This is a genomic window from Aureimonas ureilytica (genome assembly GCF_001475935.1).
GTDB lineage: Bacteria > Pseudomonadota > Alphaproteobacteria > Rhizobiales > Rhizobiaceae > Aureimonas > Aureimonas ureilytica_A.
The window spans coordinates 18,978-31,467 of sequence record NZ_LDQA01000028.1 but is presented as its reverse complement, the minus strand read 5'-3'; the positions used below and the strand labels follow the sequence as shown (position 1 = coordinate 31,467).

Here is a 12,490-nt window from a genome sequence, read left to right as displayed (position 1 = left end):
CGGTTTTACAATCCGTTTCGATCTTCAAAGGAACATAACGAGACCGCTTGGCAAAAGGCGCGAATTCTGCGACCCCTCCGCCCATGAAGTTTTCTCCGCAGCAGGACGAAGCGCTGACGCGGGTGGCCGACTGGCTCAAGCGTGGCGACCAGCCGATCTTCCGCCTGTTCGGCTATGCCGGCACGGGCAAGACGACGCTCGCGCGTCACTTCGCCGAAGGGGTGGAGGGCGGGGTGCAGTTCGCCGCCTTCACCGGCAAGGCGGCGCAGGTGCTGCGCTCCAAGGGCGCGAAATCGGCCAAGACGCTCCATTCGCTGATTTATCGCCCGCGCGGCGAGGAAGCGCTGGAAGACGAATCGACGGGCACGGCCCGCGTGTCCCCGACCTTCTCGCTGAACCGCCAAAGCCCCGTCGCCAAGGCCAAGCTCGTGGTGGTGGACGAATGCTCGATGGTGGACGAGGCGCTGGGGCGCGATCTCCTGTCCTTCGGCACGCCGATTCTGGTGCTGGGCGATCCCGGCCAGTTGCCGCCCGTGTCGGGCGGCGGCTTCTTCACCGAGGCCGAGCCGGACTTCCTGCTCACCGAGATTCACCGCCAAGCGCGCGACAACCCGATTCTGGAACTGGCGCTCGACGCGCGCGAGGGGCGCGAACTGAAATGGGGCGACTATGGCGCCGCTCGCGTCATCACCAAGCGCGAGGTGGACCGGGACGAGGTGCTTAGCGCCGATCAGGTTCTGGTCGGCACCAACCGGACGCGGCGGCTCTACAACAACCGACTGCGCGAGTTGAAAGGCTTTACCGGCGCGCTGCCGCAATCGGGCGACAAGCTCGTTTGTCTGCGCAACGACCCGGCCAAGGGGCTCCTCAACGGCTCGCTCTGGCAGGTGATGACGGCCTCACCCGAGACCACCAAGCCCGGCACCAATCTTCTCGTGAAGCCCGACGATGACGATATCGACAAGGGCATGGCCAAGATCAAGCTGTTGAAGCAGGTCTTCGAAGATCCCACCGCCGAGGTCGCTTGGGCCTTGAAGCGGCGCTACGACGATTTCGACTATGGCTATGCCCTGACCGTCCATAAGGCGCAGGGCTCGCAATGGGACGATGTCATGCTCTTCGACGAGAGCTGGGCCTTCAAGGATTCGCGCGAGCGCTGGCTTTACACCGCCATCACCCGTGCGGCGGAGCGGTTGACCATCGTGAAATAGTGCGAAGGGGCGGCTCTGCCCCTCTTGCCTCCGCGGGCGGGCTTGTGTAGTGCGAACCGTAACGTACGGTACGTGTTCGGCGGCCGGCCAGAGCGAGTGGCGATGAGTGCGATCCTGCCCATGGATGAGGCCCTGAGCGAGCGCCAGAAGGCGGTTCTCGACGCGGCCCTGTCGCTCCTCGTGGAGGATGGCGACAAGCTCACCATGACGGCCGTCGCGCGGCGCGCCAGCTGCTCCAAGGAAACGCTCTACAAATGGTTCGGCGGCCGCGACGGTCTCCTGACCGCGACGGTGCAATGGCAGGCCGCGAAGGTGAGGGCGCTGCCCGCCCGGCGCGAGACCCTTTGCCCGGAATCGCTGGTGCAGGGGCTGGAGCAGTTCGCCTCGGACTGGCTGCGGGTCATCGCCAGCCGCACCTCGATCGCGCTCAATCGCGTGGCGGTGGGGCAGGCGGGAACCGACAAGCACGATCTCGGGCTGATCGTTCTGGAGAACGGACCGGTCGCGCTCCGCGCGCGGCTGCGCCCCTTCCTGGAACTCGCCAGCGAAGCCGGCCTCCTTCAGTTCGAGACGGCGGACGAAGCCTTCGGCACGTTCTTCGGCCTCGTCGTGCGCGATCTTCAGATTCGCCTTCTCTTGGGCGATCGCACCCCCATCACTGACGCGGAGATCGACCGGGACGCCCGGCGCGCGACGCAGCAGTTTCTGTCCCTGCACGGAGCACATTCAACGGCTCCGGCAACGGCCCCGGCCGCATCCAACAACGAGAGAGGAAACGTCCATGCGCGTGTATTATGATCGCGATGCCGATCTGAACCTGATCAAGTCCAAGAACGTCGCGATCGTCGGCTACGGCAGCCAGGGCCGCGCCCACGCGCTGAACCTGAAGGACTCGGGCGCCACGAACGTCGCGATCGCGTTGAAGGCCGGCTCGCCCACGATCAAGAAGGCCGAGGCCGACGGATTCAAGGTCATGACGGTGGCCGAGGCCGCCAAGTGGGCCGACCTCCTGATGATGGCGACCCCGGACGAACTCCAGGCCGACATCTACAAGGCCGACATCGAGGGCAATATCCGCGACGGCGCGGCGATCGCCTTCGCTCACGGCCTCAACGTTCATTTCGGTCTGATCGAGCCCAAGAAGAGCGTCGACGTCGTCATGATCGCGCCCAAGGGCCCGGGCCACACGGTGCGCGGCGAGTACCAGAAGGGCGGCGGCGTGCCCTGCCTCGTGGCCGTCCATCAGGACGCTTCGGGCAATGCGCTCGACCTCGCGCTCTCCTATGCTTGCGGCGTCGGTGGCGGCCGCTCGGGCATCATCGAGACCAATTTCAAGGAAGAGTGCGAAACCGATCTGTTCGGCGAGCAGGTCGTTCTCTGCGGCGGTCTGGTCGAGCTGATCCGCGCCGGCTTCGAGACGCTGGTCGAGGGCGGCTACGCCCCTGAGATGGCCTATTTCGAGTGCCTCCACGAAGTGAAGCTCATCGTCGACCTCATCTACGAGGGCGGCATCGCCAACATGAACTACTCGATCTCGAACACGGCGGAGTGGGGCGAGTACGTGACCGGCCCGCGCATCATCACGGACGAGACCAAGGCCGAGATGAAGCGCGTCCTCAAGGACATCCAGACCGGCAAGTTCACCTCCGACTGGATGCAGGAGTATCGTTCCGGCGCCGCCCGCTTCAAGGGCATCCGCCGCGTCAACGACTCGCACCAGATCGAGGAAGTCGGCGCCAAGCTGCGCGGTATGATGCCCTGGATCGCCAAGAATCAGCTGGTCGATAAGGCCCGCAACTAAGCCTCGTCTTCTCCGAGGTCGCACCCCGTTTCGTCGGGGTGCGGTTCGTCGTGATGAGCCCGCCGGATGCCTCAGCGCGCCGGCGGGCTTTTCCGTTGCGTTAAGCACGGCAAGTCGAACTACTGGATTCAGAGTCCGAAAACGATTCAGCTGTTAGAACATGTCAACGATTGGGTCATGAGGCACGACCATGGCGGTGGCAGAGCTGAACTCGGACGGAAGCGAGCGCCGTGTCGCGCCTCGCACGCGCATCTTCAAGCGCGCGCAGATCCTCTTCAACAATCGCTACTCGACGGTCGACTGCATCGTTCGCAACATATCGGCGACGGGCGCGCTACTGACCATCGATACGGCCGTGCCGCTGCCCCGTCAGTTCGAGTTCCGAATCGGGGAGGAGGACCTTCGTCCGGCCAAGCTGGTGTATCGCCGCGAGCTGTTTGCTGGCATCCACTTCCTCGACGCGCAACAGGATGTCGAAGACGAAATCGCCGTCACCTCGGCCGCCCGCGCCGCTGCGCAGGCCGGCGCGTCGCAGGAAACCAGCTTGCGCATTCAGGCCCGCCCGCTGCCCTATTCCATCGTCTCGCGCCTGCCCTGGAGTGCGCGATAGGAGAGGGGAGAGACCTCGAAGAAAAGCAGGTCTTCGGCAAAAAAGCGCTGGACAGGTTGGGCTCTCGTGCCTATACACCGCCTCACAGACGCCGACCGGCACTGAAGAGCGGATCACAATCTGCTTCGGGTGATTAGCTCAGTTGGTAGAGCAGCTGACTCTTAATCAGCGGGTCGTAGGTTCGATCCCTACATCACCCACCACTTATTTGGACGACAGGATGCCATGGTGTCTTGCAGGGTCGGATAAGGCGATCTGTAGGAATGACGACGTTTTGTCTCGTTCGAGCTTGGCGTGAGGTTTCTTCGAGGCCTCGCGATGACGCGAAGAACGAGTTGGTCCGGGTGATTAGCTCAGTTGGTAGAGCAGCTGACTCTTAATCAGCGGGTCGTAGGTTCGATCCCTACATCACCCACCATTTAACGACACCGAGCAAGGCGCCTGATAGGGCGCCTTTCGTTTTTCAGGGTAGGCCCATCCGTATCGGCCTCGGCTGCTCTCAGCCCTAGACACATGGCTGGCGGTGAGTCGGCTGTCATCCTTCGGCACGGCTATGCCAAGCTGCATGGCAGGCCGTCTAAGAGGATCGCGAGGAAACATGAGTTCGATCGATCCTGGTCGTTTCGATTGTCAGAGCTGCGGCGCCTGTTGCAGCTATTCCGCCGAATGGCCGCGCTTTTCCACCGAGACCGACGAGGAACTCGACCGTATTCCGCCTGAGCTCGTGGCCGCCGACCTATCGGGAATGCGCTGCGAGAATGACCGCTGCTGTGCGTTGACGGGAAAAGTGGGGGAGGGGACGGCCTGCGGGATCTATCTCTTGCGCCCGCATGTCTGCCACACCTGCCAGCCGGGCGACGAGGAGTGCCTGATGGCCCGCGCCGCCTGGGGGCTGGCCTGAGGCCGTAACGAGCGGTGGCCGCAGGCGGGCCGGAGCCAAACATGTCTGGCAGACGGCTCTCTCTCCACACAGCCCCGGTCTTGCCCGGCGTAATCCGTGTATTCTCGCTTTTTAAGTAGGTCTTCCTTGGCGGAAAGTCTCGCCCACGCGAAAGTAAGCCGTACGTTTACGTAACTGAAACCCCTGCGGGTGGAACGATAGAGCTCGATTTCCACCTTGGGTGATGGCTGTCTGCGATGGATACGCTTCTGGCGAGAGCCGATCGGCCTTTGTATGTCGATCTGGATGGGACGCTGGTCCAGAGCGACCTGCTGTGGGAAAGCCTGTTCCTGTTCGCGCGCCAGCATCCTCTGCAAGCGTGGAAGGTCTTCGGCTGGGCGCTCGCCGGCAAGGCGATCCTGAAAGACGAACTGGCGAAGCGCGTCGAGGTCGATCCCGCGATCTGGCCCTACCGGCAAGAGGTCGTCGCGACCCTTCAGGCCGAGCGCGAGGCTGGCCGTCATATCGTTCTGGCGACCGCCTCGAACGAGCGGCTGGCGCAGGGCGTCGCCGATCATCTCGGCCTCTTCGACGAGGTGATCGCCAGCAGCCGCGAGGAGAACCTCTCGGCCGAGCGCAAGCTCGACCGCATCCGCGCCGACCGGCAGGGCGGGGCCTTCGACTATGTCGGCAATTCGCGCGACGATCTCTGCCTGTTCGATGCGGCCGAGACGGTGACGGTCGTGCAGCCGGACCGCGCCGCCGCGCGCTGGCACCGCGAGGCCGAGCGCGACTGCCGCCTGATCCAGGACGAGGGCCATGTCGCGCGCGGGCTTCTGAAAGCCATGCGCCCACATCAGTGGATGAAGAACGTCCTGATCTTCGTGCCGATCGGCCTCAACCACGAATTCCTCAACCTGTTGATGGTGATGCAGGGCGTCCTCGCCTTCGTCTGCTTCTCCATGGCCGCCTCGTCGGTCTATATCTTCAACGATCTCTTGGACCTTACGGCCGATCGTCGCCATCGCACCAAATGGCGGCGTCCCTTCGCCAGTGGCCTCGTACCGATCCCGACTGGCGTCGCGGCCGGGCTGGCGCTGTTTGCGGCGGCCTTCGGTCTCAGCCTCGCGCTGCCCATCGAGTTCACCGCGATCCTGGCCATCTATCTCGTTCTGACGACGGCCTATTCCTTCGCCCTCAAGCGAATGCTGCTGATCGACGTCCTGACCCTCGCCGGGCTCTATACGTTGCGCATTCTGGCGGGCGCGGCGGCGGCCGATACGGTCGGCTCCTTCTGGCTCCTGGCCTTCTCGCTCTTCTTCTTCTTCTCGCTGGCGCTGGTGAAGCGCTATGTGGAACTCGCCGAGTTCGGCGAGGGCGCCTCGCGCCAGACGACGGGACGCGGCTATGTCTCGGCCGATCTCGACACGCTGGCGCAAGCCGGCATGGCGTCGGGCTTCGCCTCGGTGGTGGTTCTCGCGCTCTATATCGACAGCGCCGCCATTCGGCAGTTGCAGACCCACCCCTATCTCATCTGGCCGCTCTGCCCGCTGGTTCTCTACATCATCGTGCGCATCTGGGTTCTGGCCAAGCGCAACGAGATGCATGACGATCCGGTGGTCTTCATCCTGCGCGATTGGCGCTCGCAGATCATGGTCGGCTGCGGCGCGCTGCTCTTCCTGGCCGCTGCCTATGGCTGAGACCGGCGACACTTGGGGGCGCACGATTGCGGCCCCGGCCGGCGGGCGCGAGCGGATGCCCTTCGCGGGCCGGCTTGGCGCTGGTAGAGCCGGGGAGACCGTGCTGCCCTATGGCAATGGCCGCTCCTATGGCGACACCTGCCTCAACGATTCGGGCTGGCTGGTGACGTCGGCGGCGCACCCGTGCATTCACGGTTTCGATGTCTCGACCGGGTTGCTCGACGCCGATGCGGGCGTTCTCCTGTGCGATGTCACGCGCGCGGTCGCGCCCTCCGGCTGGTTTCTGCCGGTGACGCCGGGCACTCAGTTCGTGACGCTGGGCGGCGCGCTTGCCAACGATGTTCATGGCAAGAACCACCATCGGCGCGGCACGTTCGGATCCTGGGTCGAGAGCTTCGACCTCGTTCGCTCCGACGGCGCAAAACTTCACTGCTCCGGAACTGAGAACGAAAGTCTCTTCCGCGCGACCATCGGCGGCCTCGGCCTGACCGGCTTCGTCACGCGGCTGCGCCTTCGCCTGATGCGCGTCGGCTCCCTGTCGATCGCCGAGATCACGCATCGCTTCGACCGGCTGGCGGATTATTTCGAGGCGGCGGAAGAGGCCGACACGAGTCATGAATATGCCGTGGCCTGGATCGACTCGCTGGCGGCCGGCGGATCCTTCGGGCGAGGGCATCTCATCTGCGGGGATCATGCGCCAGCGGGGGACCGCACGGGCATTGCCCGCGCGCCGATCGCCAATGTTCCCTTCACGCCGCCGATCAGCCCCTTGCGGGGCCTCGGCCTGCGCGCCTTCAACGAAGCCTATTTCCGCAAGGCCAAGGCGGGCGTCAGCCAGCGCACCGTGCCCTTCGACGCCTTCTTCTACCCGCTGGACCGGGTCGGTCAGTGGAACCGGCTCTATGGCCCGCGGGGTCTGCACCAGCACCAGAGCGTCGTGCCGCTTGATGGCGCGCATGAGTATGTCCGTGAACTGATGGAAACCGCACTCGCGCATGGACAGGGCTCGTTCCTGACCGTGCTGAAACGCTTCGGAGCGTCGATCAGTCCGGGGCTCCTGTCCTTCCCGCGCGAGGGATACACGCTGACGCTCGATTTCCCGCATCTGGGCGAGCGCACGGAGCGCCTTCTGGAGGCGCTGGATGCGATCGTTCGCCGTGCGGGCGGGCGGGTCAACCCCTACAAGGATGCGCGCATGTCTGCCGAGACGTTCGAGGCATCCTTTCCGCGCTGGCGAGAGTTGGAGGCGCTGCGCGATCCCGCTGTTGTCTCCGACTTCTGGCGGCGAACGGCCCTTGCGCTGCCGCAACTCGCCCAACCCGCACCCACCTCGGAAAGGGTTTGTTGAGGCTGACGGCAGAAAACTCGCCTCGGTTAACGATGATAAGGGTAACGCTGCGTCATGTTGCGGCGACCCGAACGGATGGAAGTCCCATGAGCCGCTACATCCCCTTCATTCTCTTCACGGTTTTCACCAACGCCGCGGCGCAGATCTGTCTGAAATACGGAATGATGCAGCTGGGACCTCTGAGCTTTGCGGGCGTCAACCCGATCCTGAAGATCCTCCAGATCGTGTTCAGCCCGTTCGTCTTCATCGGTCTTCTGACCTTTGTCGTGTCGATGGCCTCGCATCTCTTCGTCCTGTCGAAGGTCGAACTCTCCTACGCCTATCCCTTTCTCTCGCTCGCCTATGTCGTCGTGGCCTTTGCGGCCTGGGCGTTGTTCGGTGAGGAGATGAGTTTTGCCCGTGTCGGCGGCATCGCGCTGATCTGCCTCGGCACCGTCTTCATCGCCAAGGCCGGCACGCGTGGGGGCGAGGATGTCGCCCCGCTGACCGCCGAAGCGAAGATCCATTCGATCGAAGGAGCCCGCAAATGAAACACGTCATCTTTGGTGGAGACGGGTTCGTCGGCCGTCATCTCGCGCAGAAGCTGGTGGACGAGGGCGCCGAGGTGGTCGTTCTCGACATCGCCAAGAGCGACCTGCCGCATTATGCGCAGGCCCGGCATATGTCTCTCGACGTGACCGATCGTCAGGCCGTGATGCGGGCGCCCATCGCGCCGGGCGACATGATCTACAATCTGTCGGCTAAGATGCTCTCGCCGATCCAGGTGCGCGCCAAGCGGCACGACTTCTTCTACCCCGTCAACTATGACGGCACGAAACACATCATCGAGGCGATGGACAAGGCGGGCGCCTCCCGGCTCGTCCATTTCACCACGGACATGATCTACGGCCACACGGTGACCACGCCGATGACCGAGGATCACCCGGTCGCTCCGCTCGGCGAATACGGCCAGTCCAAGCTGGACACCGAACATCTGGCGGCCGAGTGGCGCGAGCGCGGAATGCGCATCTCGCTCTTCCGCCCGCGCCTCATCATCGGCCCAGGGCGCCTCGGCATTCTGGAGAAGCTGTTCAAGCTGATCGACGCCAACCTACCGGTGCCGATGATCGGCTCGGGGCGCAATCCCTATCAGTTCATCTCGGTGTTCGACTGCGCCGAGGCCGCGCGCCTGGCCTGGAAGGCGGGCGTGCCGAACGAGGCCTACAATCTCGGCTCGCTCAACCCGCCGCCGGTGCGCAAGCTCTTGGGCGATCTCGTGCGCCATGCCGGCTCGAAGTCGATCCTCGTTCCGACGCCGGGCTTCGCGGTGAAGCGCACGCTCGATTTCCTCGATTGGCTGAACATGCCACTCATGGACCCCGAGCAATATCTGATCGCCGACGAGGAATGCGTTCTCGACGTGTCCAAGGGCAAGCGTGACCTCGGCTGGGTGCCGCAATATCGCGACGAGGACATGCTGATCGCGGCCTATTCCGAATATCGCGCGAAGAAGGACGGCCGCTCGGCCACCGGCTCCGCCTTTCCTCATCCGGCTGAGTAAGGACCTTTTCGATGCTGGATCGCCCGACTATGCCGATGCCCCGTCTCGATGCGGCCGAGGAGCCTCCCATTCGCCGCGGGCCGCCCAAGCCCGCCATGCTCTCCCTCGAACAGGCCAAGGCGATGGATGTCGCGACCATGGCGGACCTGTTCAAGGAGCATATCAACCCCGGCCAGTTTCATTTCATGAAGCTGCTCGGCTTTCACAAGGTGAAGGTCGAGCGTGCCGAGGGCATGTATTATATCGACCAGAACGGCCGGAAGATTCTCGACTTCTTCGGCGGTTTCGGCTCGCTCGCCTTCGGGCATAATCATCCGCGCATTCTGGCTGCGCGTCAGCGGTTCCAAGACGAGAAGCGCCACGAGATTGCCATCGCCTTCCTGTCGCAATATGCGGCGGCCTTGGCGAAGAACGTCGCCAGCTGCTCGCCCGGCGATCTCGATATGGTGTTCCTAGGCTCGTCCGGCTCGGAAGCCATGGAAGCGGCCATCAAGGTGGCCGAGCGTGCCTCGGGCCGCACCAATTGCAAGATCGTCTATGCCGAGAACTCGTTCCACGGGAAGACCAAGGGCGTCCTTTCGCTCACCGATTCGCCGCTCTATCGCGGCGATTTCAAGCTGGTCGAAAACACGTACCGCGTTCCCTTCGGCGACCTGAAGGCGCTGACGGCCGTGGTGCGCTCCGACCCCGATGTCGGCGTGGTGGTTCTGGAAACCGTGCAGGGCGGCGGCGGCATCATCGAGGCGCCGACCGAATACTGGCAGGGCGTGCGCGCCCTGTGTGACCAGCACAAGGTCATCTGGGTGGCCGACGAGGTTCAGTGCGGCTATGGGCGCACCGGCCGCTTCTATGCCTTCGAGCATCACGGCGTCATCCCGGACGTGACCGCGCTCGCCAAAAGCTTCGGCGGCGGCAAGGCGGCGATGGCGGCCATGGTCGCGCGCCGTGACGTCTACATGAAGGCCTATGGCACGCCGAAGACGGCGATGATCCACGCCCATGCGACCTTCGGCGGCATCGGCGAGGGCTGCGCCACCTCGATCGAAGCGCTGAACACGCTCTACGACGAAGACCTGATCGGCAATGCGGCGGCCGTCGGCACCTATCTGAAGGACCGCTTGAGCGCGCTGCAGGCCAAGTATCCGAGCATCATCAAGGATGTGCGCGGTCGCGGGCTGATGGTCGGGCTGGAGTTCCACGACTTCTCGCAGACCTTGCCCTTCGCGCTGCGGCCCATGGTAGCCCTGCTCGATGACAAGCTGAAAGGCTCGCTGTCGGGCTTCGTCGGCGCGCTCCTTCTGAAGGATTACGACTGCCTCGTGGCCTTTACCGAATACAATCGCAACGTCATCCGGCTCGAGCCGCCGCTGATCTGCACGCACGAGAATGTCGATCAGTTCTGCGACGCCCTGGACGGGCTTCTCGGCCGGGGCATCGTGTCGATCGTCAAGGATTTCGTGAAGACGCAGATCGGCTGATCGCGCTTCTCCGATCCCATGCAAAAAGGCCGGGTCCTCGCAGACCCGGCCTTTTTCGTCGTCGGCGTTTTCTATGGCGCGTCAGGGGCGAAGCTGGTGTGGGGTACTGACATAGCCGATCCAGCAATCCGACAGCTTCACTTCGCGATGGTTCGCGAGGCCGGCCTGATAAATTTCCCGCAGCCGCATATTGGCGAGCGTCACCGGACAGGTCGGATAAAGAATCAGATCGGTGTTCCGGACGGCCTCGATCGTGTCCGCGTCGGGGTTCGGGACGGCGCGCGTCGGGTCGGCGCCGATGGGAATGCGCCGCGTCGCGTGTCGACCTAGGAGGTAAGGGTAAGGATTGACGAAGTTGAGCGCCATGATCGTGTCGAACCGGACGCCTTCGCGCGCTTCGAACGCTTTGATGGCGCTGACGGCATCGTCAGTCGCCAGCAGCCAGGTCATCTGGAAGTCGATATCGGCATAGAGCGAGTAGAAGGGCAGGAGGCCGACGCTCGCATAGGCCTCATAGAGACTCTTGTTCCCGCGCAGGATGTCGAGCCCCTCGCGGGCGCGGTCCAGAAGCTCCGGCCGCTGGTCGACCTGGCCGAGGATCTTGAGCTGCGGCCGGTCCAGATCGACATATTGCATCTGCCCGACCAGCGCGCGGGACAGGCGATGCGCGATGCCGACGAAGGGCGGCAGAGCCACGGCCCCGATCAGAACGAGGATCGGCAGTCGGCGCGCGGCCGGCGTTTCGAAAATGCGCAGGAGCAGCGGCCAGAGGAAGATGAAGGCCTGATCGCCCGTGTTTTGCGATTCGAAGAAAATGCCGCAGGCGAGAAGCACGCCGAGCCAGACGATCGGCTGATCGAAAAAGGCGGAAAGCGACATCCAGTCGCGCCGACGCATGAGCTCCGACAATCCCCGGCGCAAGGCATTGTGCTCGACGATCGCAAGACCCAGAAGCAGCGCGCAGCCGGAACCGAACGTTCCGAAATGCAGGGATGCCGCCTGAAGGAGCCGGGACGCGAGACCGCCCTCGTTCAGTTTCACGAGCGAGACGATGTCGCCGATGTAGTGGCTGACGAGGCCGGTCGTGAGTTCCAGCCCGGCGAGGACGGCCGCAAAGAGCGCGGCGGAGACGAGCGCTGCGCGCAAGCTGATGCGGCCCGCCGCGAGCGCGAGAAGGCAGATCAGCCCCGCCGTGACGAAGCCGGTGATCTTCAGGAGGAACAGCGCCGTGCAGCACCAGGCAACCGTGAAGACGATGAGTCCCGCGCGCCGTTCGAACAGGAGGACGGTGACGAGAACATAGAGGAGCTGCGCGACGTGGCGGTTGTAGAAGCCATAGCCGTCGAAGCTCGGGAAAAGCCCATATTGCTCGACATTCAGCGGCACGAGCTGGAAGAAGAGGAAGGGTAGGAGCAGAGCCCAACCGAGCGCCGGGCGCAGGCGCAGCACGGTCGGCAGAAAGGGAGGCAGCGTGACCGCAAACAGCATCCACTGCGCCAGAAGCACCGGCTGCGGGCTGGGGAATAGCGCTAGCCCACCTGCGAAGAGCCAGTAGCCCAACGGTCCGACTGGCGCGAAGAAATCCACCGAGGGGATTTGTCCGTCGAGGACACGCTGGCCGCCGTCGAGATACAGCACCGTATCCCAATTGAAGGGCCCGAGCGGCAGGTGGAGCGGCAGCCAAAGCCCGAGCGCGCAGGCAGCGAGAACGCCTAGAACAAGGGGAAGCTGGCCCCATTGAAACAGCCACCCCATCGCGGAATGCGGTCGACCGGCGATCGGGCGGGGGAGAGGCGGCGTCGGCATATCCATGAGCTCAGGCGCTGGGCAGGGCCGGCCTATGCGGAATGGCTCCCGCACCGAACCCGGCGGCAAAACAAGGAGCTGAGACAGGCACGGTGCGATGGGTGCGCCGGACATGT

General features: G+C 64.1%; 11 protein-coding genes and 2 tRNA genes. 12 read left to right on the top strand and 1 reads right to left on the bottom strand.

What is annotated here, in order from left to right:
* The first annotated feature begins 83 nt into the window (after positions 1 to 83).
* The 12 genes from NS365_RS12640 (at position 84) to NS365_RS12585 (ending at position 10,568) form a co-directional block, all read left to right on the top strand.
* Complete coding sequence (locus NS365_RS12640) at positions 84 to 1,211, top strand: ATP-dependent DNA helicase (protein ID WP_058600650.1); 1,128 nt, start codon at positions 84 to 86, stop codon at positions 1,209 to 1,211.
* 102 nt (positions 1,212 to 1,313) lie between these two features.
* Positions 1,314 to 2,009 (top strand): TetR/AcrR family transcriptional regulator, encoded by a 696-nt coding sequence (locus tag NS365_RS12635; RefSeq protein WP_058600649.1) that lies wholly within the window; start codon positions 1,314 to 1,316, stop codon positions 2,007 to 2,009.
* The gene (ilvC, locus tag NS365_RS12630; RefSeq protein WP_019996385.1) at positions 1,993 to 3,012 is read left to right on the top strand and encodes a ketol-acid reductoisomerase; all 1,020 of its coding nucleotides are present in this window, start codon (positions 1,993 to 1,995) and stop codon (positions 3,010 to 3,012) included. Before NS365_RS12635 ends, ilvC begins: the two co-directional genes overlap by 17 nt.
* Before the next feature lie 190 nt (positions 3,013 to 3,202).
* Positions 3,203 to 3,622, top strand: a complete 420-nt coding sequence (locus NS365_RS12625; RefSeq protein WP_058600648.1) for a PilZ domain-containing protein — start codon at positions 3,203 to 3,205, stop codon at positions 3,620 to 3,622.
* A 127-nt stretch (positions 3,623 to 3,749) separates the two neighbouring features.
* Positions 3,750 to 3,825 (top strand) — tRNA-Lys (locus tag NS365_RS12620).
* A 139-nt stretch (positions 3,826 to 3,964) separates the two neighbouring features.
* Positions 3,965 to 4,040: transfer RNA gene (locus tag NS365_RS12615), tRNA-Lys, on the top strand.
* 180 nt (positions 4,041 to 4,220) lie between these two features.
* The gene (locus NS365_RS12610) at positions 4,221 to 4,523 is read left to right on the top strand and encodes a YkgJ family cysteine cluster protein (RefSeq protein ID WP_153003756.1); all 303 of its coding nucleotides are present in this window, start codon (positions 4,221 to 4,223) and stop codon (positions 4,521 to 4,523) included.
* A gap of 236 nt (positions 4,524 to 4,759) precedes the next feature.
* Positions 4,760 to 6,202 carry a UbiA family prenyltransferase gene (locus NS365_RS12605; protein ID WP_058600646.1) on the top strand — a complete coding sequence of 481 codons (1,443 nt, stop codon included), beginning with the start codon at positions 4,760 to 4,762 and terminating at the stop codon, positions 6,200 to 6,202.
* A complete protein-coding gene (locus NS365_RS12600) occupies positions 6,195 to 7,550 on the top strand; it encodes an FAD-binding oxidoreductase (protein WP_058600645.1) in 1,356 nt (451 codons plus the stop codon). Before NS365_RS12605 ends, NS365_RS12600 begins: the two co-directional genes overlap by 8 nt.
* Before the next feature lie 86 nt (positions 7,551 to 7,636).
* Positions 7,637 to 8,080 carry a transporter gene (locus tag NS365_RS12595; protein WP_058600644.1) on the top strand — a complete coding sequence of 148 codons (444 nt, stop codon included), beginning with the start codon at positions 7,637 to 7,639 and terminating at the stop codon, positions 8,078 to 8,080.
* Positions 8,077 to 9,090 (top strand): NAD-dependent epimerase/dehydratase family protein, encoded by a 1,014-nt coding sequence (locus tag NS365_RS12590; RefSeq protein ID WP_058600643.1) that lies wholly within the window; start codon positions 8,077 to 8,079, stop codon positions 9,088 to 9,090. The genes NS365_RS12595 and NS365_RS12590 overlap by 4 nt, the downstream gene beginning before the upstream one ends.
* Positions 9,091 to 9,119: 29 nt before the next feature.
* The gene (locus NS365_RS12585; protein ID WP_058600642.1) at positions 9,120 to 10,568 is read left to right on the top strand and encodes an aspartate aminotransferase family protein; all 1,449 of its coding nucleotides are present in this window, start codon (positions 9,120 to 9,122) and stop codon (positions 10,566 to 10,568) included.
* Between the two features lie 81 nt (positions 10,569 to 10,649).
* Here the strand turns inward: NS365_RS12585 and NS365_RS12580 are convergent, their stop codons facing one another.
* Entirely contained in the window at positions 10,650 to 12,323 is a 1,674-nt protein-coding gene (locus NS365_RS12580; RefSeq protein WP_058600641.1) for a hypothetical protein, read from the bottom strand.
* Positions 12,324 to 12,490: the final 167 nt, after the last annotated feature.

What these genes read in the sequence shown, in the direction of transcription:
- NS365_RS12640 (WP_058600650.1), top strand. Translation starts at nt 84, where the DNA reads ATGAAGTTTTCTCCGCAGCAGGACGAAGCGCTGACGCGGGTGGCCGAC.
- NS365_RS12635 (WP_058600649.1), top strand. Translation starts at nt 1,314, where the DNA reads ATGAGTGCGATCCTGCCCATGGATGAGGCCCTGAGCGAGCGCCAGAAG.
- ilvC (WP_019996385.1), top strand. Translation starts at nt 1,993, where the DNA reads ATGCGCGTGTATTATGATCGCGATGCCGATCTGAACCTGATCAAGTCC.
- NS365_RS12625 (WP_058600648.1), top strand. Translation starts at nt 3,203, where the DNA reads ATGGCGGTGGCAGAGCTGAACTCGGACGGAAGCGAGCGCCGTGTCGCG.
- NS365_RS12610 (WP_153003756.1), top strand. Translation starts at nt 4,221, where the DNA reads ATGAGTTCGATCGATCCTGGTCGTTTCGATTGTCAGAGCTGCGGCGCC.
- NS365_RS12605 (WP_058600646.1), top strand. Translation starts at nt 4,760, where the DNA reads ATGGATACGCTTCTGGCGAGAGCCGATCGGCCTTTGTATGTCGATCTG.
- NS365_RS12600 (WP_058600645.1), top strand. Translation starts at nt 6,195, where the DNA reads ATGGCTGAGACCGGCGACACTTGGGGGCGCACGATTGCGGCCCCGGCC.
- NS365_RS12595 (WP_058600644.1), top strand. Translation starts at nt 7,637, where the DNA reads ATGAGCCGCTACATCCCCTTCATTCTCTTCACGGTTTTCACCAACGCC.
- NS365_RS12590 (WP_058600643.1), top strand. Translation starts at nt 8,077, where the DNA reads ATGAAACACGTCATCTTTGGTGGAGACGGGTTCGTCGGCCGTCATCTC.
- NS365_RS12585 (WP_058600642.1), top strand. Translation starts at nt 9,120, where the DNA reads ATGCCGATGCCCCGTCTCGATGCGGCCGAGGAGCCTCCCATTCGCCGC.
- NS365_RS12580 (WP_058600641.1), bottom strand. Translation starts at nt 12,323, where the DNA reads ATGGGGTGGCTGTTTCAATGGGGCCAGCTTCCCCTTGTTCTAGGCGTT.